The 23,142-nt window shown below is 42.3% G+C and carries 20 protein-coding genes and 1 pseudogene; 19 read left to right on the plus strand and 2 right to left on the minus strand.

Annotated features, from left to right (window positions below):
* Window positions 1-390 precede the first annotated feature (390 nt).
* The 3 genes from KUL10_RS08115 to ilvA all read left to right on the plus strand — a co-directional run bounded on the left by KUL10_RS08115 (window position 391) and on the right by ilvA (window position 4,591).
* Window positions 391-717 (plus strand): hypothetical protein, encoded by a 327-nt coding sequence (locus KUL10_RS08115; protein WP_110428433.1) that lies wholly within the window; start codon window positions 391-393, stop codon window positions 715-717.
* A gap of 491 nt (window positions 718-1,208) precedes the next feature.
* Window positions 1,209-3,056 carry a dihydroxy-acid dehydratase gene (gene ilvD, locus KUL10_RS08120; RefSeq protein ID WP_110428434.1) on the plus strand — a complete coding sequence of 616 codons (1,848 nt, stop codon included), beginning with the start codon at window positions 1,209-1,211 and terminating at the stop codon, window positions 3,054-3,056.
* The gene (gene ilvA, locus KUL10_RS08125; RefSeq protein WP_110428435.1) at window positions 3,056-4,591 is read left to right on the plus strand and encodes a threonine ammonia-lyase, biosynthetic; all 1,536 of its coding nucleotides are present in this window, start codon (window positions 3,056-3,058) and stop codon (window positions 4,589-4,591) included. Before ilvD ends, ilvA begins: the two co-directional genes overlap by 1 nt.
* Before the next feature lie 158 nt (window positions 4,592-4,749).
* Here the strand turns inward: ilvA and plsB are convergent, their stop codons facing one another.
* Window positions 4,750-7,191, minus strand: a complete 2,442-nt coding sequence (gene plsB, locus KUL10_RS08130; RefSeq protein WP_373415182.1) for a glycerol-3-phosphate 1-O-acyltransferase PlsB — start codon at window positions 7,189-7,191, stop codon at window positions 4,750-4,752.
* A 163-nt stretch (window positions 7,192-7,354) separates the two neighbouring features.
* On the opposite strand from plsB, the gene lexA reads away from it, so the two are divergent.
* The 8 genes and pseudogenes from lexA (at window position 7,355) to KUL10_RS08175 (ending at window position 15,527) form a co-directional block, all read left to right on the plus strand.
* The gene (lexA, locus tag KUL10_RS08135; RefSeq protein WP_110428436.1) at window positions 7,355-7,975 is read left to right on the plus strand and encodes a transcriptional repressor LexA; all 621 of its coding nucleotides are present in this window, start codon (window positions 7,355-7,357) and stop codon (window positions 7,973-7,975) included.
* A 248-nt stretch (window positions 7,976-8,223) separates the two neighbouring features.
* A complete protein-coding gene (zapE, locus tag KUL10_RS08140; protein ID WP_233499754.1) occupies window positions 8,224-8,961 on the plus strand; it encodes an AFG1/ZapE family ATPase in 738 nt (245 codons plus the stop codon).
* 272 nt (window positions 8,962-9,233) lie between these two features.
* Window positions 9,234-9,353 (plus strand): annotated as a pseudogene (locus KUL10_RS18805) (DNA mismatch repair endonuclease MutH); the annotation flags it as partial.
* A gap of 124 nt (window positions 9,354-9,477) precedes the next feature.
* On the plus strand, window positions 9,478-10,509 hold the full coding sequence (locus KUL10_RS08150; RefSeq protein WP_110428437.1) for a hypothetical protein: 1,032 nt from the start codon (window positions 9,478-9,480) through the stop codon (window positions 10,507-10,509).
* Window positions 10,510-11,281: 772 nt separating this feature from the next.
* Window positions 11,282-12,394 carry a cytochrome c oxidase subunit II gene (gene coxB, locus KUL10_RS08160; protein WP_199509212.1) on the plus strand — a complete coding sequence of 371 codons (1,113 nt, stop codon included), beginning with the start codon at window positions 11,282-11,284 and terminating at the stop codon, window positions 12,392-12,394.
* An 11-nt stretch (window positions 12,395-12,405) separates the two neighbouring features.
* Window positions 12,406-14,013, plus strand: coding sequence for a cytochrome c oxidase subunit I (gene ctaD / locus KUL10_RS08165; RefSeq protein WP_110428439.1), 1,608 nt, complete (start codon window positions 12,406-12,408; stop codon window positions 14,011-14,013).
* A gap of 30 nt (window positions 14,014-14,043) precedes the next feature.
* A complete protein-coding gene (locus KUL10_RS08170; RefSeq protein WP_110428440.1) occupies window positions 14,044-14,634 on the plus strand; it encodes a cytochrome c oxidase assembly protein in 591 nt (196 codons plus the stop codon).
* Window positions 14,635-14,645: 11 nt separating this feature from the next.
* Complete coding sequence (locus KUL10_RS08175) at window positions 14,646-15,527, plus strand: cytochrome c oxidase subunit 3 (RefSeq protein WP_110428441.1); 882 nt, start codon at window positions 14,646-14,648, stop codon at window positions 15,525-15,527.
* On the opposite strand, the gene KUL10_RS08180 is transcribed toward KUL10_RS08175, so the two are convergent.
* Complete coding sequence (locus KUL10_RS08180; RefSeq protein WP_110428442.1) at window positions 15,524-15,733, minus strand: DUF2909 family protein; 210 nt, start codon at window positions 15,731-15,733, stop codon at window positions 15,524-15,526. The two genes, KUL10_RS08175 and KUL10_RS08180, sit on opposite strands and share 4 nt — an antisense overlap.
* A gap of 62 nt (window positions 15,734-15,795) precedes the next feature.
* On the opposite strand from KUL10_RS08180, the gene KUL10_RS08185 reads away from it, so the two are divergent.
* The 8 genes from KUL10_RS08185 to KUL10_RS08220 all read left to right on the plus strand — a co-directional run bounded on the left by KUL10_RS08185 (window position 15,796) and on the right by KUL10_RS08220 (window position 23,131).
* Window positions 15,796-16,512 carry an SURF1 family protein gene (locus tag KUL10_RS08185; protein ID WP_233499755.1) on the plus strand — a complete coding sequence of 239 codons (717 nt, stop codon included), beginning with the start codon at window positions 15,796-15,798 and terminating at the stop codon, window positions 16,510-16,512.
* Window positions 16,513-16,530: 18 nt separating this feature from the next.
* The gene (locus tag KUL10_RS08190) at window positions 16,531-17,145 is read left to right on the plus strand and encodes a hypothetical protein (protein WP_110428443.1); all 615 of its coding nucleotides are present in this window, start codon (window positions 16,531-16,533) and stop codon (window positions 17,143-17,145) included.
* A 21-nt stretch (window positions 17,146-17,166) separates the two neighbouring features.
* Window positions 17,167-18,150 carry a heme A synthase gene (locus tag KUL10_RS08195; protein WP_110428444.1) on the plus strand — a complete coding sequence of 328 codons (984 nt, stop codon included), beginning with the start codon at window positions 17,167-17,169 and terminating at the stop codon, window positions 18,148-18,150.
* A gap of 27 nt (window positions 18,151-18,177) precedes the next feature.
* Entirely contained in the window at window positions 18,178-19,080 is a 903-nt protein-coding gene (gene cyoE / locus KUL10_RS08200) for a heme o synthase (RefSeq protein WP_110428445.1), read from the plus strand.
* Between the two features lie 148 nt (window positions 19,081-19,228).
* Window positions 19,229-19,876 (plus strand): SCO family protein, encoded by a 648-nt coding sequence (locus KUL10_RS08205; protein ID WP_110428446.1) that lies wholly within the window; start codon window positions 19,229-19,231, stop codon window positions 19,874-19,876.
* A gap of 8 nt (window positions 19,877-19,884) precedes the next feature.
* Entirely contained in the window at window positions 19,885-20,517 is a 633-nt protein-coding gene (locus tag KUL10_RS08210) for an N-acetyltransferase (protein ID WP_110428447.1), read from the plus strand.
* A gap of 166 nt (window positions 20,518-20,683) precedes the next feature.
* Window positions 20,684-21,337, plus strand: a complete 654-nt coding sequence (locus KUL10_RS08215; protein WP_110428448.1) for an OB-fold-containig protein — start codon at window positions 20,684-20,686, stop codon at window positions 21,335-21,337.
* Between the two features lie 96 nt (window positions 21,338-21,433).
* The gene (locus tag KUL10_RS08220) at window positions 21,434-23,131 is read left to right on the plus strand and encodes a flotillin family protein (RefSeq protein ID WP_373415183.1); all 1,698 of its coding nucleotides are present in this window, start codon (window positions 21,434-21,436) and stop codon (window positions 23,129-23,131) included.
* Window positions 23,132-23,142 lie beyond the last annotated feature (11 nt).

The raw sequence follows: 23,142 nt of genomic DNA on the forward strand, positions 1-23,142 counted from the left end.
CTTAAGCCGAGTTGCTGCCTATCGGCGAGATTATAGAGCGTTATAGGAAAGCCCAATTCTCAAGCGAGTGATTACACTAAATAGATCATTATCAAGTTTAAATATAAAAACTTGTCCATCTTTCAAAGATCTAAAGACTTGTCTAAGGCTAAGTCACAACGAAACCTATTTGATTTATTTGAACAGTTTTGAAGCAGAAAAAATGCAGTACACTGTTCCACCCGACGGTTCAGGAGTATCCGCAATAGCGACGATTGCTCTGAACAAAAGTTCTGAGATTGCTCTTTTTGAACTAGTTGCTGAAAAAGCCAAAAATACTGTTAATGAAAGATGGTCCGTTTGCACTGTTGGAGGTTGTAATGATTATACAGTTAGAAGGATATGTACTTAATGATAATAGGGTTTAATCCAGTAGTTATGACAATTTTAGTGGGGGTTTTGTCAGGTCTTATATTTCGACTCATAGAGTCAAATTCAACCGGTATAAGCTTTAGGAAATTGGTTTTAATAACGATTGGAATGTTGGCGTTCCAAATGTTTTTAGCAATTATTACGTTTGAACCACCCGCTGGACGTAAAGAGTTAGACTCATTTTCTCTAGATTTAGTTTTGTTGTTAATGATACTTATTATTCATCTTCCATCATTTGGTGTAGGTTGTGTGATTGGTAGGTCAATCAAAAAATATAGAACAAGCAAAATGAGAGTTGATACTTAATTACAAAGCAAATCCTATGTTTTGAGTTGGTAGCTTCTTTTAAAATTTTTAGATTAATGAAGCCCCTTTTAAAGTTTATCCAATGGCTTGAAAGGGGTTTCATTTACTTGCTTTCAAAATATGCCTTCTGCTTTTCCGCCTCCCTAAAAGCATTTTTATCCTAAATGAATCAAATTTCGTTCACATAGATGCCACTTTCTATTGCTTAACGCTGCTAAATCAGGCACATTATCGCGTGTGACGACAATCAGATTTCAAAGAGCATCTTCGCAGCCTTATACGAATGTTAAGTAAAATAAATAACATCTAGTATGAAATGGCTTTCGCGAGGGCGCAGGTATATGTATTCCTAAACCCTCTAAATGAGGGTTTTTTGCGTTTTAATGCGTGGTTTAAAAGCATTGCTTATAATTAAACGCCCCTCATATGTTCTCAGTTATATATCGAGTTAAAGATAAAGCTCGATTATTAAAATGAATCAGGAGATTCAGATGCCAAAATTACGTTCCGCTACTACGACCCAAGGCCGCAATATGGCAGGTGCCCGTGCTTTATGGCGCGCAACAGGCATGACCGACAATGACTTTCACAAACCGATAGTTGCGGTCGCTAACTCATTTACTCAATTTGTTCCTGGTCATGTACATTTAAAAGACATGGGACAATTGGTTGCAAGAAGCATTGAAGCCGCTGGTGGTGTTGCAAAAGAATTCAACACGATTGCGGTCGATGACGGCATTGCAATGGGACACAGCGGGATGCTTTACAGCTTGCCATCACGCGAAATTATTGCTGATGCAGTTGAATATATGGCAAATGCGCATTGTGCAGATGCATTGGTGTGTATCTCAAACTGCGACAAGATCACTCCAGGCATGCTAATGGCAGCGATGCGTTTGAACATTCCGGTTGTGTTTGTTTCTGGCGGTCCAATGGAAGCGGGCAAAACGAAGCTTTCTGATCAAATTATAAAACTCGATCTTGTTGATGCAATGGTCGCGGCAGCGGATGAAAATGTGTCTGATGAGGACACCAGCGAAATTGAAAAGTCAGCTTGCCCAACCTGCGGTTCTTGTTCGGGCATGTTTACCGCCAATTCGATGAACTGTTTAACTGAAGCCTTGGGCTTATCGTTACCGGGTAACGGTTCGATGTTGGCAACGCATGCCGATCGCGAACAGTTGTTTAAACGCGCGGGACAAGAAATTGTGCAATTGTGCGAGCGTTGGTATAAACACGATGATGCATCAGCCCTTCCGCGCAACATTGCTAACTTTAATGCCTTTGAAAATGCAATGAGCCTTGATATTGCAATGGGCGGCTCAACTAACACCATCTTACATCTATTAGCAGCCGCTATCGAAGGTGAAGTTGAATTCACTATGGCTGATATCGATAGATTGTCTCGTAAAGTACCGCATTTAAGCAAAGTTGCTCCGGCAACGCCGCAATATCACATGGAAGATGTTCACCGAGCAGGTGGTGTAATGGGGATCTTAAATGAGCTAAACAAAGCGGGTTTATTGCATGCAGACAACCCTCATGTGCTTGGCAAAACCATGGGCGAAGTGATTGGTGAGTGGGACATTACTTCTGGCAACAATGAAGACGCCGAGTTTTTCTATCGCGCAGGCCCTGCAGGTATTCGCACGACTAAGGCATTTAGCCAAGACTGTCGTTATCCAACGGCTGATACAGACCGGGAAAAGGGTTGTATTAGAAGTGTCGAGCATGCATACAGCCAAGAAGGTGGGCTGGCAGTGTTATTTGGAAACCTTGCTGAAGATGGCTGCATCGTTAAAACAGCCGGTGTCGATGAATCTATCCATGTATTTACTGGTCCAGCGCGTGTTTATGAAAGCCAAGATGATGCCGTAAAAGGTATTTTGGAAGATGAGGTTAAAGCAGGGGAAGTTGTGGTTATTCGCTACGAAGGACCAAAGGGTGGACCAGGCATGCAAGAAATGCTTTACCCAACCTCGTATCTTAAATCAAAGGGTTTAGGGAAAGAGTGTGCATTGATCACTGACGGACGATTCTCTGGAGGAACCTCAGGTCTTTCAATCGGCCATTGCTCGCCAGAAGCAGCTTCTGGCGGCGGCTTAGCCTTAGTCGAAAATGGTGACACGATTGCCATTGATATTCCAAACCGCAGCATGAATTTAATGATTTCTGATGAAGAAATGGCAAAGCGAAGAGACGCGATGCAAAACTCAGCCAAGCCATGGAAGCCAAAAGATCGCGTGCGCGAAGTCAGTACGTCATTGAAAGTGTTCGCCATGTTAGCAACCAGTGCCGATAAAGGTGCGGTGCGCGACCCATCTAAGATTGACTATTAATGAGTGTTTCAGATTACCAGTACCTAACTAAGATTTTGACTGCGCCTGTTTACGAGGCAGCAGTCAATTCTGAGTTAAACTACATGCCGAGTTTGTCATTGTCTTTGGGCAATAGTATTTACTTAAAGCGAGAAGATCAGCAAGCGGTTAAATCGTTCAAACTGCGGGGGGCTTATAACTGTATTCGTCAGCTATCGAGCGAACAGAAAATGCGAGGTGTCATCGCAGCGTCTGCTGGTAATCATGCTCAGGGCGTTGCTTATGCAGCAAAAGCCTTAAATATAAAAGCAACGATTGTCATGCCTGAAACGACGCCAGAGATCAAAGTTGCTGCTGTTAAGCGCTTTGGTGGCAGTAACGTCAGTGTTGTTCAGCATGGCACCAGTTTCGACCAAGCAAGCGCAATGGCAGCCGAGCTTTGTGAACAGCATGGTTATTCGATGATCCCTCCGTTTGATCATCCAGACGTGATCGCCGGACAAGGCACGATTGCAAAAGAGTTACTAGAGCAAAACCCAGATTTAGAATACGTATTTATTGCGGTTGGCGGTGGTGGGTTGATCGCAGGTATGGCGGTTTATATCAAGCAGATTCGACCCGACATTAAGATCATCGCGGTGGAATCAGAAGAATCAGCTTGTTTACTTGAAGCTGACAAAGCGGGTAAACGAGTCACACTACCTAGCGTGGGGATTTTTGCTGACGGTGTCGCAGTTAAAACGATAGGCGAAGAACCGTTTAGACTGTGTCAGCTGCATGTTGATGAATTCATGACTGTGAGTAACGACGAAATATGCACGGCTATCAAAGATATTTTTGATGACACAAGAGTCATTGCCGAACCAGCAGGTGCTCTATCTGTTGCAGCTATTAGAAAGTATTCAAAACAGCATAAGCTATCAGATAAAAAATTGGCTGGCGTGCTATGTGGTGCGAATATTAACTTTCATACACTGCGCTATGTGTCAGAACGCTGCGAGCTAGGTGAGCAAAAAGAAGCTATTTTTGCAGTTAAAATTCCAGAAACTCAAGGTTCATTTAAAACATTTTGTGGTTTGCTCGGCGGAATAACGATTACCGAGTTTAACTATCGCTATGCCAATGAAAATCAAGCGCATGTTTATGTCGGTGTCAAGCTTAAGCGAGGTCGCAGTGAATTCGAAAGTTTAATGGCCAAGTTGCAAGACAATGGTTATACCTGCTGCGATATGTCAGAAAACGAAGTTGCTAAGCTTCATTTGCGTTACATGGTGGGCGGTAAGCCACACAAGCAACTCAATGAGCGTTTATTTTCGTTTGAATTCCCAGAGTACCCTGGCGCGCTGATGCATTTCTTGAATAATTTAGGTGAAGACTTCAATATTACGCTATTCCACTACCGTAATCATGGTGCGGCGGAAGGCATGGTCTTAAGTGGATTCGATATTCCTGAATCGCAAAAAGCATTATTTGAAGAGCATGTGAGTAATCTTGGATTTAACGTAAAAGAACACATAGATAACCCAGCTTACGAGTTTTTCTTAGCGTCTGATTGAATCTCAGGTCATCTCCAAATTGTCACGTCATCTCCGCATCAGCGGAGATTTCCTCAATACACCCTCATGGTTTAATCAACAGCGAGGCAGGTCAAGCAGATACAAGCCGACGCTGGTATGACGATGCTCTTGCCGTTATAACACCCAGAGAATAAAACCTATTTCTCAATCTTCTCCAAATGCTGAACAATTTCAGGCCACACCAGCGGCGTAATTACCTCTTTCAGCGCCATACTATCTTCAGAAAACTCAAGCGTCCCATCATCTAAGGTGGTGAGTAATTTATTCTCGCGTAGTGCATTCACAAATGTACCAAGCACATTTTTGTCGTAAAACTCAGGCGAACTCATGCCATACAGGCTTGAAAGTCTTTCAGCGATAATCGTACTTTGTTTTTCCAACTGCGAGCGACCTAATGATTTATGCATTTCAAGCACGCGAAGTACGACTGCGTAGCGCTGCCAAGTTTCTTGCATCACACGGCTAAGCAACCAAACTGAATAGAACTGCTTTTGTTTAGGTTCAGGTGTTGTCAGCATTTTACCGGCTTGCAAAAGCATACCCTTTGACTTCATGGAAGATATTAGTTTCTCTGTGTAAGCAATTGCCTCATCTACGCTGAAGTGCATAAATGATTCTTTCTTAAGTAAGGGATACAGCCGCTGAACCGTTTCTAATATATCTGACTTTTCTACTTTCTTTTTTGAAAACACTAACGCAGCGATCAAGCTAGGGAGTGCAAACAAGTGAATAATATTATTTCGATAGTAGGTGAGCATCACTGCATTATCAGGTTTGGTCGCTACCATGCGACCGTAATCATCGACACTTTGCTCAAAACGTTTGAGCGCAAGTGTGGTATTGACCAGCGTTTGAGTATCTTCATCAGGTATAGTTGAATCCTCACTGTAGGGCGCTTCTCGCAACAGGCTTAAATAGTCATCAAGTGCATTTACTAACTCAGTTTCACTCATAATCTGAGTTTTTGAAGACAGAAGGCATAAAGACACTAACGCTGTACCGTTTAATGCTGCTGCGCGGTTAATTCTAGTCATTACTGTATCTGCTAGTTGATTAACAGCAGGTGTTAGCCACGATGGTTTTTTATCATCATTGGTATCAGTGTCACGCCAATTTTCAACGTGTTCATCCAAAAATTGGTTGATCTGCAAGGGTTCGCCAAAATTCACAAAGCCATGACCGTAGTTTTTTAGCTTGCGGATAGCAGAAAATACTTGAGCAGGAGACTCCTTCTTTTTCCCTTTTCCTTTTAGTTCCTTTTGATAACTCTTAACTTCCATAACATGCTCGTAGCCTAAATAGACAGGCACAATCGATACAGGTCTGTTGATACCTTTGAGCGCCGCTTGTAAAGTCATCGCTAGCATACCTGTTTTAGGAGGAAGCAAACGGCCCGTTCGGCTTCTGCCTCCCTCTGGGTAGTATTTGACTGAGTAACCTTTATTAAAAAGTAATTCTAAATATTCTCTAAACACCGCTGTATATAGTTTGTTTCCGGCGAATGAGCGACGCAAAAAGAAAGCTCCACCTCTTCTGAAGACTTTTCCGATGGGCCAAAAATTAAGGTTAATGCCGGCTGCAATATGCGGTGTCACTAACCCTTCGTGATAAATGACATAGGTAAGTAGTAAATAATCCATATGCGAACGGTGACACGGAACATAGATAATCTCATGCCCATTTTGAGCAAGCTCTCTAATCCGGTGTGAGTGACCGACATTAATTCCATTGTAGATTTTGTTCCAAATTCGACCCAGTAAACGGTCACCGATTCGTATAAGGCCTTCGCGATAATCTGCTGCTATTTCATTAATATAACCAACTGCTCTTTTCTTTGCTTCGTCTGCACTAATGGATTTTTGTCGGCTCTCTTCTAGCATAGCTGCTTTGACCGCATCTGAACCTAGTAAAGAGTTTCGCAACGTGACACGTTCAAGAAGCATTGGCCCAGTTAATGTTTGGCGCTTACGTTGGAAGTGAGTGCTCGCAACCCTGACAAGTTTTTGTGCAATCTTTTTATCCGACCCATGAAGTTGGGACATTTGTTGAGTGGAAACGGCTTTACTGTAGCTAACAAAATTATCACGGCCTAAAAATAACACGATGAAGAGCTTTCGAAGCCAACTAGGTGATGCGCGATCAGCGAGCAGTTGCGCAAAGCCTGAAGGCTTATCATTGCCAGCAGCTCGTCCCCAGCTAATAAAAACTGGTATAACTTGAAGGTCTAACTCAGGATTTTCACGATGAATGTGAAACAACTGCGTGAACGTATCTTCAATAGATGTTTTCTTTACTTTGCGGGTAAAGAGCGTTTGCGGACGGTTTAGAAAATAAGTGCGTTTGTGTTCTGCGCCTAGAAACTCAACACTACTTTGTGGATCCGGCAACCCCAGGCTTTTTGTAGATAACCTCAGTGCAACTTGATCCGTAAATGAAGCTGTTTGGACGAGATAGAGTATGGGCTTGGACTTTTCAACTCCAAGCTCGGTTTCAATATTAGCCGGTATACTCTTAACCGAAATAAGCCATCTTACTGGAAAAGCAAAAACTTGACGGAAGAATGCACGAATGCGCATCACAAGACCCTTATTAACAAATAAAAACTTGATGATCATAGCATTAATCACCCATTAGTCAGCAACCCTAGCGTAACAATTTATGTGTAAATCATTGATTTGTGTGTTGCGCTTTGCAAGATGCTGTATATAATCACATGTAACTGTATAGAAAAACAGGCTGTTTATGCGTCCATTAACTCCGCGCCAAGAAGAAGTTTTAAACCTGATTAAATCCACGATGATTGAAACAGGAATGCCACCTACCCGTGCAGAAATTGCCAGGCAGCTAGGATTCCGCTCAGCTAATGCTGCTGAGGAGCACTTAAAAGCACTCGCTAAAAAAGGTGTCATTGATATTATTCCGGGTACCTCTAGAGGGATAAAACTCAACTGCGCTTTAGAGGATGAAGTTGAAGAGGGTTTACCGCTTATAGGAAGAGTGGCTGCTGGTGAACCTATTTTAGCGACTGAGCATGTTGAGTGTCATTATAAAGTCGACCCTGACTTGTTTAAGCCCCACGCAGACTTTCTTCTCAAGGTCAGCGGTATGAGTATGAAAGACATTGGTATAATGGATGGAGACTTGTTAGCAGTTCATAAAACGACAAGTGTGCAGAATGGGCAAGTTGTCGTTGCTCGAGTAGACGAAGATGTCACTGTTAAGCGTTTTGAAAAACGCGGGAGTGAAGTGATGCTTCATGCTGAAAATGAATCTTTTAACACAATAAAAGTCGACCTTGCTTCTCAATTTTTTAATATTGAAGGGATTGCAGTTGGTGTGATTCGCAATTCAGATTGGATGTAGATTAAGCTAAGTGTGTATGCCTGAGCGGACTGAATAAGACCGCTCAGGCAGTTATATTATTCAAACAGTTATACCTAAATTGTACAAGTTCAATTCCGAAACTTGAGTCTCTATTACAAATTCATTTGATACCCATACAGAAATCAAGCGTACCATACCACCATGTTGACAACTCACTAAGTCCATGATGAAGGCGGTGATGAAGAATATGGCAGCACAACATCGTGTAACTCGTCGGCTCCCTCTTTTTGCCATTCATCGACATCCTGAATCAAAGGTTCGACATTATTTCAATGGAGGATTCCAGTGTAGATTATCGACTCGAAACTCGAGCGGGTGGCCAGTCCTATTTTTGGTCACACAATGAAATTCATGATGATAATGATATCAACAATAACATGCAGCCGCAGTTGGAAAAAATATTTGGTGGTATTGAATCCGGAACTGAGGCCGAGATCATTCCTGTCCTCTTTGGTCGCACCGTCAAGGTCGCCCGATTGAATGAGCGGTGCGCTTGGTTTGACTTTTCAGAGTTGTGCTACCAACCGCTCGGGGCGGCGGATTATATTTCCCTCTGCTGCCGATTTCCGGTCATCATCATAGAGCGCGTTCCCCAACTGGACGCCAACCATCTCAACGAAGCGCGACGGTTCGTGACCCTCATTGATGCGTGTTATGAAGCTCGCACCCGCTTGGTGCTGGCAGCACAAGTCCCGCTCGACGAATTGTTTATTGATTTTGAAGCGCAGGTCGAAAGCAGTGACGGCGACGGAGAATTAGTTGTCAGTGAAAAGGGAGGGAACTCGAGTTCCTTTGCAACGACCATGATTCGCACCAAAGCGGGAGAATACTATGAGTGGTCAGCGACGGGTCGAATTGGTGTGTCACTGGCACAATTTTCGTCCGCCAATGATCTCGCCTTTTCCTTTAGACGAGTTGCGTCTCGGTTAGTAGAAATGGGTGGAAAAGAATGGGGACGGAAATGACGAAGGGTTTATATCATGCAAACCATCGCACATACAGCAGAGTAGGACTTTGAGTTAGGCTGTGTCGCAAAAGTGGCAGGCTTAAGTCTCCATGCAGGTGTCTTTATGATTAACCAACCAGATATATGTAAACTCGAGTTGGGAATGACGTTTCTTCGTAGAAGATTATGGGGTGTAGTATCCTTAAAACGCTCCAACTCATAGGTCCAGCACTTTTCTAAGCCGCAATTTCCGCTTTGTCTCACTAACTCCACTTTGTTTTTACAAAATGCTCACAGTTAACAAATGCGATTGGAGAAGCTGGCCAAATCATACAAACGTGCCCACGTGGCTTTTATCTCCGTAAAAACTTTACCAATGCTATTTTAGAAAGAGCTTTCTCTGGCGAGTGAAATTCAAGCAACGCAATTAGGCTACTCCATTCGTCATCGTTTTGATTAAAATTGGGTGAGAGAAACGGGGCATATTTGACACACGTAAACACATAAGCAATATTTTTTTACGGACCGAGTGACTATGAAAATAAAAATCGTCATTAAATTTGTTAAATCCTGTTTAGTTTTGCTGTCGTTTGTTTGGAGTATCTATTCAAACGCTGCGTTCATACAAACCGATGTATTACGCATCGACGCCAATATGAACGTAAGCAATGTAAATAGCTTTGTGTCGAGCATTACCCAAAACAGCGACATAAGCTCGGTAAGAGACTTTCACCACATGGGAAATGGCCGTTACTTTGCATTGACTAACAATGGATTGTTTACAAACGGTTCTGAGGCAACGGCATTGAATCAAAGAATTTCTAATGCTTCGGCAGGAGGTCAAGCTACTGAAATCTTCTCTACTTGGACCACAAACCAATTAATGTGGATCCGTGCTGGAACAGAAGTACTTCAAATTGACCAGAATTTTAATGTAGGTAACGTCGATTCGTTTTTAAACTTTTTGGGCATTTCAGATTCGGCCGACGTTGTTGACTATCATAGAACCCTATTGGGTACGTATCATGTGATTGCTAATGAGACCTACTACACAAATGGCTCTAGTAATGCCAACAACACTTTTCTATCAAGGACTCAGGGACAACAAGCGTTAGATTTCTTCGGCGATTACAGAAGGGATATCTGGATACAAACGGCATCCGATTTTTTCGTTGTCAACGAGACCAACGTTTCCAGTGCTGCGAGTGCGGCCGGTTATTTTCAAAGTGTAGAAAACATTACTGTGTCCGACGTACTTGATCATGGGAGGTTCGATAACGGAAGGACGATCACCCTTACCGACAAAGGCTTGTTTTCTAATCTGTATGGCGGGGACCGAGGAAACGATATCATGAATCAGCGAATTGCCGCAGCAAGCGGCGGCGGGGTAATAGGCGAGATTTTATCAGTCGATTATCAGAATAACATTGCATTTGTTACAGCAGGTAGAATCGAAGAATTAAACGCTCCAGCTGTGTCACTTTTAGCATTGCTTCTATGTTTTTTAGGATTAAAAAGACGAAGTGACTACTCGCACAGGAAAAACGCTCCACCAAAAATGTCTTAAAAAAATAAGCTTAGTACGAAACTACGAGTAAATATTTATTTATTCGTATCAAAGCACTTTTGTTCAATGTTAACTTAGCGAATTGAAATGGTATTAATGAGAAGTTGAACATTACACTTTTAATCGATATGACGAGCCTAGCTGTGTTGCGGTTCGTCCAGTAGATTGCATCCTACCTGACCCCAACCGCAAAGAAAACTTAGATGAATTAGCCGAGAAGTTTACTAAACTTTGCGGTTAGGTAAATGTTAGTGTTCAGCTACTGGATTTAGTAACTGAATTTGTACAGCCGTCAATGTCCGTTGTGCACGATTTCCTGCCATCCTTAGTTGATACCGTTCAAGATCCGGTTTACGTACAAGCCGGACTCAACAAATTATTGAATAATCGTTCAACCCAGAAAAACACGAACGTCCGGTTTGTCTCATTTACGAACTAAAAGCCTAAGCATCACTAAAGTACATCAATACCCTTCTAAAACTAATTTTCATTATCAAAAACAACACCTCAAAAATAACATTCATACAAAACCAAGGGTTTAATTGTATGTTTTATATACATATAACGATTTTCTCGTACTTAAATTAAACTAATTTCGAACAAACACTAGACAAGTGTTAATGAAATGTTTCATCATTACATTTGATTTACATCAAATAATAATAACTTTAGATATGCGTTGATCTTTTTTCTTTCTAGATTAGCGCCCTAGTCTAGTACAGGAGACTTGCCAGTGAACCGGATTTCAACTTTGCTTTGCACCGTATTGTGCATGTTAAGTCCAGCAGTATTTGCAACCACGGCAGCAGAGCGTTCTGACCTAAATTTGCGTCCAGGCGTGACAGATATAAGCCAAGAAGTTTATGGGTTACATATGTTGATGTTTTGGATATGTGTGGTCATTGCCGTTTTAGTGTTTGGCGTAATGTTTTACTCCATGGTTAGGCATCGCAAATCTAAGGGAGCCAAACCTGCTAACTTTCATGAAAATGTGAAAGTCGAAATCGCTTGGACGGTGGTTCCATTCTTAATATTGATCGGTATGGCGTGGCCTGCTGCGACGACCTTGCTAGAAATGGAAGATGCGAGTAAAGCCGACATTACTGTTTTGGTAACTGGTTCTCAATGGAAGTGGCACTATAAGTACATGGACAATGATGTTGAATACTTTTCCGTATTAGCAACGCAACAAGAGCAAATCAAAAACAAATTCGACAAAGGCGAAAACTATTTATTAGAAGTAGACAAACCGCTTGTCATTCCAACAGGTCAAAAAGTTCGCTTTCTCATCACTTCAGACGACGTGATTCATTCGTGGTGGGTACCTGATTTTGCCGTTAAAAAAGACGCGAACCCCGGCTTCATCAACGAAGCTTGGGCAAGAGTTAATGAACCTGGGATTTATCGTGGACAATGCGCAGAGCTATGCGGAAAAGACCATGGGTTCATGCCTGTCGTGGTTATCGCAAAAGAGCCCGCAGAATACAAAGCATGGATAAACGAACAAGAAGCAATGGCGAAACGTGCCAAAGAAGAAGAGCAAAGGTTGTTAGCAATGAACATGAGCATGGAAGAACTAATGACCGAAGGTGAGCGTGTATACAACACAGTTTGTGCAGCTTGCCACATGCCAAATGGTGAAGGACTTCCCGGTGTTTTCCCTGCATTGAAGGGCAGCGCAATGGCGATAAAGAGCGACCAGATAACAGCACATATCGACATCGTTGTTAATGGTAAAGCAGGCACATCAATGCAGTCGTTTTCTAAGCAATTGACTATGTCAGAAATCGCCGCTGTCGTTACCTACGAACGCAACGCTTGGGGAAACAACACGGGCGAGATGGTGCAAGCCAAAGATGTTAATGCTTTGATGAACGGACAATAAGGAGTTAGAAAATGAGCGCTTCAACAGACACAATTTCTCAAGATGCTCATGACGAGCACGATCATCATGAGCACCATATTCCAAAGGGCATAACGCGTTGGTTGTTTACCACTAACCACAAAGACATAGGTACATTGTATCTGTGGTTTGCTTTTATCATGTTTTTAGTGGGTGGTGCGATGGCAATGGTCATTCGCGCTGAACTATTTCAACCAGGGCTCCAAATTGTAGAACCCAATTTCTTTAACCAAATGACCACAGTTCATGGGCTGATTATGGTCTTCGGTGCAGTTATGCCGGCCTTTACAGGTTTAGCTAACTGGCTGGTGCCTATGATGATCGGTGCGCCAGATATGGCGTTGCCAAGAATGAATAACTGGAGCTTTTGGATCTTACCTTTTGCATTCTTGATTCTTTTATCTTCATTGTTTATGGAAGGTGGCGGCCCAGCTTTTGGTTGGACTTTCTATGCACCTCTATCAACCACTTACAGTGGTGATAGTACCGCTTTATTCGTTTTCTCAGTCCACATCATGGGTATATCATCGATAATGGGCGCAATTAATGTGGTTGTTACCATTTTGAATATGCGCGCGCCAGGCATGACATATATGAAGATGCCCTTGTTTGTTTGGACGTGGTTAATCACAGCGTTTTTACTGATCGCAGTAATGCCTGTATTAGCTGGGGCAGTCACAATGGTGCTGACTGATAAATTCTTTGGCACCAGTTTCTTTGATGCGGCTGGGGGCGGTGATCCCGTTCTCTTCCAACACATCTTTTGGTTCTTTGGGCACCCCGAAGTGTATATCATGATCCTCCCAGCCTTTGGGATCATCTCGGCCATTGTACCCACATTCTCGCGCAAGAAACTGTTTGGCTATGCATCAATGGTTTATGCGACTGCATCCATTGCATTACTCTCGTTTGTCGTTTGGGCTCACCATATGTTTACCACTGGCATGCCGGTGGCTGCCGAGATGTTCTTTATGTTTGCCACAATGCTGATTTCGGTGCCAACGGGCGTAAAAGTCTTTAATTGGGTCGCTACCATGTGGCGAGGTTCTCTTAGTTTCGAGATACCCATGATGTTCGCAATTGCGTTTATTGTATTATTCACAATAGGCGGTCTATCAGGATTGATGTTGGCGATTACACCGGTGGATTTCCAATATCATGATACTTACTTTGTAGTGGCTCATTTCCATTATGTTTTGGTCACGGGCGCTGTCTTTTCAATCATGGCAGCCGTCTATTATTGGCTACCTAAATGGACCGGCCGCATGTTTGATATCACTTTAGCTAAATGGCATTTTTGGTGTTCACTCATTTCGGTAAATGTACTGTTCTTCCCCATGCATTTTGTTGGCCTTGCAGGAATGCCACGCAGAATTCCAGACTATGCCTTGCAATTCGCGGATTTCAATAAATGGATTTCGGTAGGTGGCTTTGCATTTGGTTTATCACAATTAATTTTCTTAGCGCTGCTTATTAAGGCGTGTCGTCATCAAGGTGAAAAAGTATCTGATCAAGTTTGGGACGGAGCTGAAGGTCTAGAATGGGAGATTCCTTCACCAGCACCATACCACACTTTTGAAACGCCACCTGTCGTGAAATAGCTGCAGTTTTGAGTGTAAGTTAAGTAGAAAATGGACATGCAATTGGAATCACAAAATAAAAATCAACAGCCTGAACATGGCAAAACAGTGGCTAAATTAGTCGTACTCGTGTTTGTTATGTTTGGTTTCGGTTTTGCGCTTGTCCCTTTGTATGATGTCTTTTGCGATATAACTGGCATCAATGGAAAAACTTCAGACCAAGCTGCGGTATATGAGGCTGTAGACGTTGATGAAAGCCGAACTATCATGGTCGAATTTATTACCCGAACGAATACGGGAATGCCTTGGGAATTTGAAGCGCAAACCAGAAGAGTAGACGTACACCCTGGTGAAATGGCAGAGGTAGCGTTTTATGTCAGAAACCCAGCAGGACGAGATATTGTTGCCCAAGCTATCCCCTCGGTAACGCCGGGTAATGCAGCTTTGTACGTGAACAAAACAGAGTGCTTTTGCTTTCAGCATCAGCCACTAAAAGCGGGTGAAGAAGCAGTGATGCCAATGAAGTTTTATATCGACCCTCAGTTACCGGACGATATTTCATTTTTTACATTGCAATACACGCTCTATGACATTTCAGCAAAAGCGCAACCTGTTGTTGATGTTGCCATGAATAATAGCTAACGGAGTAAGTTATGGCTCAGCCAGAATACCAAAAATACTATGTACCCGAGCAAAGCATATGGCCAATTGTAGGCGCAGTTGCGTTGTTTTTAATTGCGGTTGGTGCAGGTAACTACACCATTGAGGCCACACGAGGAAAAGAGGGCTATGGCGCATATGTGTTAATCGCCGGTCTTTGTGCATTACTTGTTATGCTTATTGGTTGGTTTAAAAACCAAATAGATGAATCGATGAGCGGATTGTATAGCGATCAATTAAGTCGTTCTTACAGACAAGGTATGGCTTGGTTTATATTTTCTGAAGTCATGTTTTTTGCCGCGTTCTTTGGTGCTTTATTCTACGCTCGAACCATCGCCATTCCATGGTTAGGAGGATCGAGCAATAACGCAATGACAAATGAGGTCTTGTGGCCCACTTTTGAAGCGATGTGGCCGCTGACAACGACACCTGATGGCACTACCACGCAAGTCATGCCGTGGACCGGATTGCCACTGATCAACACATTAATTCTGGTTGTATCGTCTGTCACATTGCACTTTGCTCATGTCGGATTAGAGCAAGAAAAGCGTAAACAACTTACGGTAATGTTGGGCGTGACTATCGTTTTAGGTTGCATCTTTTTGTATCTGCAGGGTGCGGAATATGTTCACGCTTATAACGACTTACAGTTAACGCTTCAATCGGGTGTGTATGGCAATACCTTCTTCTTATTGACCGGTTTTCACGGTATGCATGTGACATTGGGGACAATAATTTTGATGGTACTGTTCTTTAGAGTATTAAAAGGGCATTTCTCACCTAAAGAGCATTTTGCCTTTCAAGCAGGAAGTTGGTATTGGCACTTTGTAGATGTAGTTTGGTTGTTCTTGTTTTTCTTCGTCTACATTATTTAATAAGGTTTGGCGTTGGGCGTAATTAGTCCAGTCGCCACGGCTAACAGGATTAGCACTAACACCAAGGCCGAGGCCATCAGTCGTCTTCCAATAAATTTACTCATTGGTTGGTCTTGGTCGTTTTTAAGCATCACCATCATTGCTTTAAACAAGTTGTAGACGACAAAAAGTAACAACAAGCCAATTATTATTTTTATGATTAACATGATAAGCCTTATTAGTTCTAATTAAGTGTTACTGAGGTTTTTACTAAGAGAATAACGCTAACATGAAGCTTCCTATTATTCCAATAGTGCCAACGGCGATTGCTGTCATCTGTGTAATAGCAATGACAGGCCTTGGGCTTTGGCAACTAGATAGGCAGGCTCAAAAAGAAATACGTCTAGCTCAGTTAGAAGAGCGAAGACAAAATCATCCTCATACCATTGACGAGCTACTGTCGCTTGAAACTTCCATCCAAGACTTCCCTGCTCAGTTGAATGGAAATTTATTGACGGATAAATTGTTTTATATAGATAACAAAATTTATCAAGGGCAAGTGGGCTTCGATGTAATTGTCCCATTGCAGACTGAGCGCGGCGTAGTGATGCTTAACTTAGGTTGGTTAAAAAATCTAGGTAGTCGCGATTTACTGCCCAAACAACAAATTGACCCCAGCGATTTTTACTTTGGTGTTGTTTCGTATCCTTCGGACAACAGGATGATCGTAGAAACTAATACCAGCGCGACTGAGTTTCCAATATTACTCCAACAAATCGATCTATCTGTTATTGAAATTGCGTTAGACATGGAGGTTCTCGATTTTGTCGTCAATGTAGACCCAAATCCAGCGAGCGGTTTCGTGCGCGAATGGACGCCCGTTGTAATGGCGCCAGAAAAACACTTGGGCTACGCAATTCAATGGTTTGGATTGGCAATCGCGTGTCTAACTATTTACTTGTTGAGCCTTATCAAACTTAACAAACCATCTTCTTCCGTGCTGTAGTCATTAAGGACAATTAAAATGAGCAAAATCTCCAGTGAAATAGAATCAGAAAAGCCAAAAGCAAAGAAAAACAAATTCACCATTATTGCATTAGTTACTGTGTTTGTGCTGCCCGTTGTACTGGCCAAACTGGCGCTCGAAAACGATTGGTTTAATAAAAGCGCGACTAACCGAGGACAGTTGCTGGCACAGCCTATTGATGCAAGTACACTGCTAACGCAAATAGATAAACATGAACAAGGCGAAAAAAACACTTGGAAGTTAATGATGACGATACCTGAAGTTTGTGACCAAGCGTGTGAAAATGCAGTGCTAACTATTAGCCAAGTTCGCCAAGCAGTTGGACGCCACATGGAAAGGGTCGACGCCGTATATTTGGTCACTGATGAAAGCGACGCATCGGTATTAGCAAACATAAAAGAAAAACAGCTTGGCATTTTGTTAAATCAAGATAATGAAAGTGTTAATAATGTGTTTAAAAATACTGGCATTGATGCTATTTTCATCACAGATACATTACACAATGTTGTCTTAAAATACCCAAATACTCCCGACACCGAACAAGCAATCATGGATGGACGAGATGTTTTGGCAGATTTGCGTAAGTTGTTAAAGCTTTCGCGCATAGGATAGCAATTCAAGGACATTTGTTAGATGAAAAAGTTGGTGTTGTTTAGCCTCTTCTTGGCACTTTTTGTCATCATTTTAGGTGCTTACACGCGGCTAACTGACGCGGGCTTAGGTTGCCCTGATTGGCCCGGTTGCTACGGGCATTTGTTAGTCCCTCAAACTGAAGAGTTAGTGGCAAACGCTAACGCAGCTTTTCCAGAGCGACCAGTCGAGGCTGAAAAAGCTTGGAATGAAATGATTCATCGCTACTTTGCGGCGGCCTTGGGGTTTATTATTTTAGTCACCTTTTTTGTCGCGTTAATTAAAAAAGCAAAAAGAAAAGCCACGCCAATTAAACTCCCTTTTCTGATTCTATTGCTAGTGTGCTTCCAAGGTATGCTGGGAATGTGGACAGTGACGATGAATTTAATCCCGATCGTCGTGATGGGACATTTACTTGGCGGCTTTACAGTGCTTTCCTGTTTGTTTTTATTGTACCTGCGTCTAACGCCCTTCAGGATCCCAGGGGGCGATTCACAAATTAGAAATTATGCAAAATTTGGTGGTATTGGCATCGCTTTATTAGTCGGTCAAATCGCCTTAGGCGGTTGGACATCCGCTAACTATGCTTCACTAGCTTGTACAGAGTTGCCTATTTGCCAAGGTGACTGGACAGCTAGATTTGATTTAGCCGGCGCTTTTTCTATTCCAGCCGCAGAAAATTATGAGTTTGGTGTTCATAGCTACGACGAGCGAATGACGATGCATGTGCTTCACCGTATCGGCGCAATTATTGTTTTTCTATACTTGTGCTGGCTTGCCATTGCACTTTATAAGAAATCTTCATCGGGATTGGTCAAACAACTCACAGTTACTCTAGTGTTAGTACTTGGCGCACAAATAGCGCTAGGTGTTAGCAATGTAGTGTACAGCTTACCGTTAACTGTCGCGGTACTTCATAACGCGGTCGCCGCGTGTTTACTCTTAGTAATGGTGTTATTGACATACACCATGTATCGAAAATATTGATACAAATTTATGTCTAAGGAATGACTCATGAATAAATCAGCTTCTCTTAGCAATACCCAAGTACTTCAGTCTTCTTGGAAAGACTATTACGAACTTACCAAGCCTCGTGTGGTAATGCTCTTGTTACTTACCGCGTTAGTCGGAATGTGTTTAGCCACTGATACTTGGATCGAACCCAAAGTCCTTGTTTTTGGCATGATAGGCATTGGTTTTTTATCAAGTGCAGCAGCAGTTATTAATCATGTGGTTGATCACAAAATAGATAGTCTGATGGCACGTACATTCAACCGCCCTGTTGCCAAGGGTAAAGTCACTCCGCAAAAAGCGTTAACCTTTGCATTTGTTTTAGGTGTGTTGGGCTTCTTCAGTTTGGCTTTGTTTGTAAATATGTTGACGGCCGTTCTGACTTTAGCCAGCCTAGTTGGCTACGCAGTAATTTACACTTCCTACCTTAAGCGTGCGACGCCGCAAAATATCGTGATTGGTGGGCTTGCTGGTGCAGCACCGCCATTATTGGGATGGACAGCAGTAACGGGTGAAATTCACGCCTATGCGTTGCTGCTTGTGCTTATCGTATTTACATGGACGCCGCCACATTTTTGGGCGCTTGCGATTCATCGTGAGAAAGACTACGCCAAAGCAGAAATACCAATGTTACCGTGTACTCACGGCGTTGAGTTCACCAAGACATGTGTTTTACTTTATACAGTGTTGCTTTGTCTTGTGTGTGCTTTGCCTTATCTAGTTGATATGAGCGGAGTGATTTATTTGGTTGGATCCAGCTTACTAAATGCCGGTTTTTTGTATTACGCACTCAAACTCAAATTTGCGCCAGAGGCCAACACCGCAATGGACACTTTTAAGTTCTCAATTATTCACCTGATGCTATTATTTATCGTGTTGTTAGTTGACCACTATTTTGTAATTTAAACGGCGGGTCTCAAATATTTAATTTGATTTATATATCAGGCTTAATGATTGCTATGTATTTAAAGCGTCACATCTTGTCATTATACTTTAACGTCGAGCGCTTTTGATAAACAACATAGTCAATCGGTAACAAATTGAGGATAAGTATATGAACAATAAGCTACTGACATTTATCGCACTTACGGCGATAGTGATAGGCGGTTTTGTTGCTTATTTAATGAACGGTGATACTAACAAACCTATACAAGAACAAACCGAGTATATGAGTTGGTACCCTCAGCCTCGCGCTCTAAACCCGTTTGTGTTGACGGATCACAAGGGCGCTGAAATGACCAATGCGTCACTTCAAAATCAATGGACGCTGGCATTCGTCGGGTATACTTTTTGCCCTGATATTTGTCCAGTTACACTAGCCGAAATTAACAAAGTGTATCCTCAATTAGCGTCGCTAGATACGCAAACACCTCTCAAAATCTGGTTTTTATCCGTTGATCCCAAGCGTGATACTACTGAACGGTTAAATGAATATATCAATTACTTTAACCCTGAATTTGTGGCGAGTACGGGCCCTCACGCAGAGTTATTCCCGCTAGTTCGAAGTATGGGGATGATGTATTCTACAAGTGAAAGTACTGATAATCCCAACTATCTAGTTGACCATAGCGCATCAATTGTCGTGATAAACCCTCAGGGGCAAGTTGTTGGAAGGTTTAAACCTAAACATGAACCAGGAAAGCTGCCTGTTAGTGATACTCAACAAATACTGACTGATATTCCAAAGTTATTGGGCTTATAGTTCTTTTCGTGGAAATTGAACTGGGTCTTAGTTCCCCACAACAGTCGCATTATGAGCAATTAGCTTCACTAATTTATGCATCAGGAAGTGACTTATTTGATCTACTATTTGGTGGCGCTACCAAGGCCATTCACTTTTTAAATAAAGCATGTGCAAAAACAAACGGGCAATTTGGCCATGGCACTCATTACCTTGTGATGACAGATTCACCAACTAATAAATACGAATCCGATACGATAGCAGCCTGCATGACCTTATGGACCAGTAGCCCTTCACAAGATTACATAGATTCTACACTTTTGACATTAGGTAAATATCTAAACACCGAGCAACTAAAGGCGTTGAGCCGCTTCAACAATTCCCTGCAGCAAACGCTAAAGCCTCCTCTAGCGTCAGAACTCTGTATCGGGCACTTGAGCGTAGCGAATGATTTTAGGCGACAAGGTCTGGCGAGTCACTTATGCGAGTTTGCTGCCGAACAAGCGATTCAGCAAAAGAAAGAAAGCTTAGTTTTGGATGTTCAATCGACTAATCATAGTGCTATTGAGTGTTATAAAAGAATTGGTTTTAAATTTCATGACCAAAATAAACTTCTCAATACTGATCTGGTTTTCATTAGAATGAGTCTTACTGTGCAGTAAAAAATTTAACAAGTGCCGTGTAAACTATTCTAAGAAGTCGCTAATTCAGGTACAGTATCTTATCGTTGTTGTGTATTTTATACTGCGTAACGAACATCAAAAATAAACGCTAAAAGGAGTTTAGCTTGTCAAATCAAATAATTAATTGTTTTGACTTGAAAACAATATGATTGATTTTTTATTCTTTGAATCAAATTTCCCATATTTAATCGCACTCGGATTATTACTTATCTTGGGCCTGTTCGAAGGTTTGGCTTTGCTTCTGGGCCTTAGTTTTGCGGGTCTATTAGACGATCTTTCCCCTTTTTCTGTAGATAGCGTAGACATTGATGCTAACGGATTAAACACGGGTGGCGTTTCATCACTTATCGGATGGCTATGCTTAGACAGGTTACCTTTATTGATTTGGTTAGTGCTACTGCTCGCCAGTTTTAGTATTTTGGGCTATACATTTAATTACACGGCAATGAGCCTAATGTCGACGACCCTGCCAGCTTACATAGGCCCTATCACTACATTTGCATGCAGCCTATATTTGACGGCAAAAATTGGTGCTAGATTTTCCAATATGGTACCTCAACTTGAATCTAGTGCTTTATCAGAAGATGCATTTGTAGGACAAAAAGCGGTCATACTTAGCACAATCGTAAAGCAAGGCTCTGCTGGTGAAGCAAGTTTTGTGGATGAGCATCAACAAAAGCATTATGTGATGGTCGAGCCGCTAGAGTCCGACCAAGAATTCACGAATGGACAAACCGTAGTATTGGTCGAAAAAGCAATAAATAGCTGGAAGGCAATCCCCTATCAAGCTGTCATTTAAAGACAGTAGTAAAAACATAGAACTCAATAAAGCTAAATTTAAAAGGAAGTAATAATGAATGAATTAAGCGCCAATAGTGGTACAACTTTCATCTTGATGATGGTGGGTATTGGTTTCATTTCACTGATTGTGATTGGTCTCATACTCGCAAAATTGTACAAACGTGCAACTAAAGAGACCGCCTTTGTCAGAACAGGCTTAGGTGGAGAAAAGGTCATTAAAGACGGCGGTGCCATTGTGTTGCCAGTGGTTCATGAAACGATTCCGGTAAATATGAACACTCTGCGTATTGAAGTTGAAAAAACCCAAAAAGACGCACTGATCACTAAAGACCGCATGAGAGTTGATGTAAAAGCGGATTTTTATCTGCGTGTTGCACCTAATGCCAGTGGTATTTCGATGGCGGCTCAAACATTGGGAACGCGCACCACACGTGTTGAAGAAGTTAAGAAACTCATGGAATCAAAGTTTGTTGATGTGCTTCGCGCGGTTGCCGCTGAAATGACGATGACAGAGATGCATGAACAACGCGCCGACTTTGTTCAAAAGGTACAACAAAGCGTGGCCAATGACCTAGAGAAAAACGGTTTAGAGCTAGAATCAGTTTCGTTAACCGGTTTTGACCAAACAGAACTTCAATTCTTTAATGAAAACAATGCGTTTGACGCCGAGGGTCGTGCTCGTTTGGCTAAAATCATTGAAGAAAAGCGCAAAGAAACAAACGATATCGAACAAGAAAATAGAATTAAAATCGAGCAAAGAAACCTTGATGCAGAAAAACTGTCGTTAGAAATCAAACGAGATGAAGAAGAAGCAAAATTAACCCAAGAGCAAACACTTGCCTTCAAACGCCAAGAGCAGAAAGCAGAAATCGCCAAGCAGCGCGAAACGAAAGAACGAGAAGAGCGTGAAGCAGAGATCGCTAAAGAAAGAGCCGTTGAAGCCGCAGAAATAGAAAAAGCGCGCGAGATCGAAACCCAAGAAATCGCCAAACGACAAGCACTTGAGCAAGCGCGCATTCGTCAACAACAAGAAGTTGAAGTAGCAGAACAAGTCAAACAAATTGCAGTCGCAGTGAAGTCTGAAGAAGAGTCTGCAGCAAGAGCAAAGGCAGCGGAAGCTGAAAAAACCAAAGTTGAAAAAATCGAAGCGGTAACTACTGCAAAACAAATTGCTGAAGCCAATCGTCAAAAAGAAATCGAAGTTATCGATGCGAAGAAACAAGCAGAGCGCGAAGCCGTGGGTATTAAAGTAGAAGCCGAAGCCAAGCGCGACGCGGCAGAAAATACCGCACAAGCCATTTTGACAGAAGCAAAAGCAAATGCAGATGCAAAAATGCTACAAGCCGACGCGGATGAAAAAGTACTATCAGTAGAAGCGGCGGGTCGCTTAGCGCTACACGAAGCTGAAAACATGCTTAAAGACGAGCAAATAGCACTGCAAAAATCGCTAGCAATATTAAAAGTTCTCCCTGAGATTGTTGCCAATGCTGTTAAGCCATTAGAAAACATTGAAGGAATCAAAATTCTGCAGGGCTACAATGGTCTTGGTGGCGCCGGTGGTGAGCATGCCATGAGCAGTGGCTCAAAAGGCAGTATCGCTGAACAAGTCACTGAAGCGGCCTTGAATTACCGCGCCAATGCACCTGTGGTAGATGCCTTACTTAAAGAAGTAGGATTAGTTGATGCTGACAGTGGTAGTTTAAATGACTTACTGAAAGGTAATAGTGGCATCACAGACGGTATTTTAAGTCAGCCTTCAACGGATGATTCACAATCCCCTAAAAAGGATTGACGTAAGTCTGT

It is taken from the genome of Glaciecola sp. KUL10, from assembly GCF_003203515.1.
GTDB lineage: Bacteria > Pseudomonadota > Gammaproteobacteria > Enterobacterales > Alteromonadaceae > Glaciecola.

What these genes read in the sequence shown, in the direction of transcription:
- KUL10_RS08170 (WP_110428440.1), top strand. Translation starts at nt 14,044, where the DNA reads ATGGACATGCAATTGGAATCACAAAATAAAAATCAACAGCCTGAACAT.
- cyoE (WP_110428445.1), top strand. Translation starts at nt 18,178, where the DNA reads ATGAATAAATCAGCTTCTCTTAGCAATACCCAAGTACTTCAGTCTTCT.
- coxB (WP_199509212.1), top strand. Translation starts at nt 11,282, where the DNA reads ATGTTAAGTCCAGCAGTATTTGCAACCACGGCAGCAGAGCGTTCTGAC.
- KUL10_RS08195 (WP_110428444.1), top strand. Translation starts at nt 17,167, where the DNA reads ATGAAAAAGTTGGTGTTGTTTAGCCTCTTCTTGGCACTTTTTGTCATC.
- KUL10_RS08220 (WP_373415183.1), top strand. Translation starts at nt 21,434, where the DNA reads ATGATGGTGGGTATTGGTTTCATTTCACTGATTGTGATTGGTCTCATA.
- KUL10_RS08215 (WP_110428448.1), top strand. Translation starts at nt 20,684, where the DNA reads ATGATTGATTTTTTATTCTTTGAATCAAATTTCCCATATTTAATCGCA.
- KUL10_RS08175 (WP_110428441.1), top strand. Translation starts at nt 14,646, where the DNA reads ATGGCTCAGCCAGAATACCAAAAATACTATGTACCCGAGCAAAGCATA.
- ilvA (WP_110428435.1), top strand. Translation starts at nt 3,056, where the DNA reads ATGAGTGTTTCAGATTACCAGTACCTAACTAAGATTTTGACTGCGCCT.
- KUL10_RS08205 (WP_110428446.1), top strand. Translation starts at nt 19,229, where the DNA reads ATGAACAATAAGCTACTGACATTTATCGCACTTACGGCGATAGTGATA.
- KUL10_RS08150 (WP_110428437.1), top strand. Translation starts at nt 9,478, where the DNA reads ATGAAAATAAAAATCGTCATTAAATTTGTTAAATCCTGTTTAGTTTTG.
- KUL10_RS08180 (WP_110428442.1), bottom strand. Translation starts at nt 15,733, where the DNA reads ATGTTAATCATAAAAATAATAATTGGCTTGTTGTTACTTTTTGTCGTC.
- ctaD (WP_110428439.1), top strand. Translation starts at nt 12,406, where the DNA reads ATGAGCGCTTCAACAGACACAATTTCTCAAGATGCTCATGACGAGCAC.
- KUL10_RS08190 (WP_110428443.1), top strand. Translation starts at nt 16,531, where the DNA reads ATGAGCAAAATCTCCAGTGAAATAGAATCAGAAAAGCCAAAAGCAAAG.
- KUL10_RS08115 (WP_110428433.1), top strand. Translation starts at nt 391, where the DNA reads ATGATAATAGGGTTTAATCCAGTAGTTATGACAATTTTAGTGGGGGTT.
- ilvD (WP_110428434.1), top strand. Translation starts at nt 1,209, where the DNA reads ATGCCAAAATTACGTTCCGCTACTACGACCCAAGGCCGCAATATGGCA.
- KUL10_RS08185 (WP_233499755.1), top strand. Translation starts at nt 15,796, where the DNA reads ATGAAGCTTCCTATTATTCCAATAGTGCCAACGGCGATTGCTGTCATC.
- lexA (WP_110428436.1), top strand. Translation starts at nt 7,355, where the DNA reads ATGCGTCCATTAACTCCGCGCCAAGAAGAAGTTTTAAACCTGATTAAA.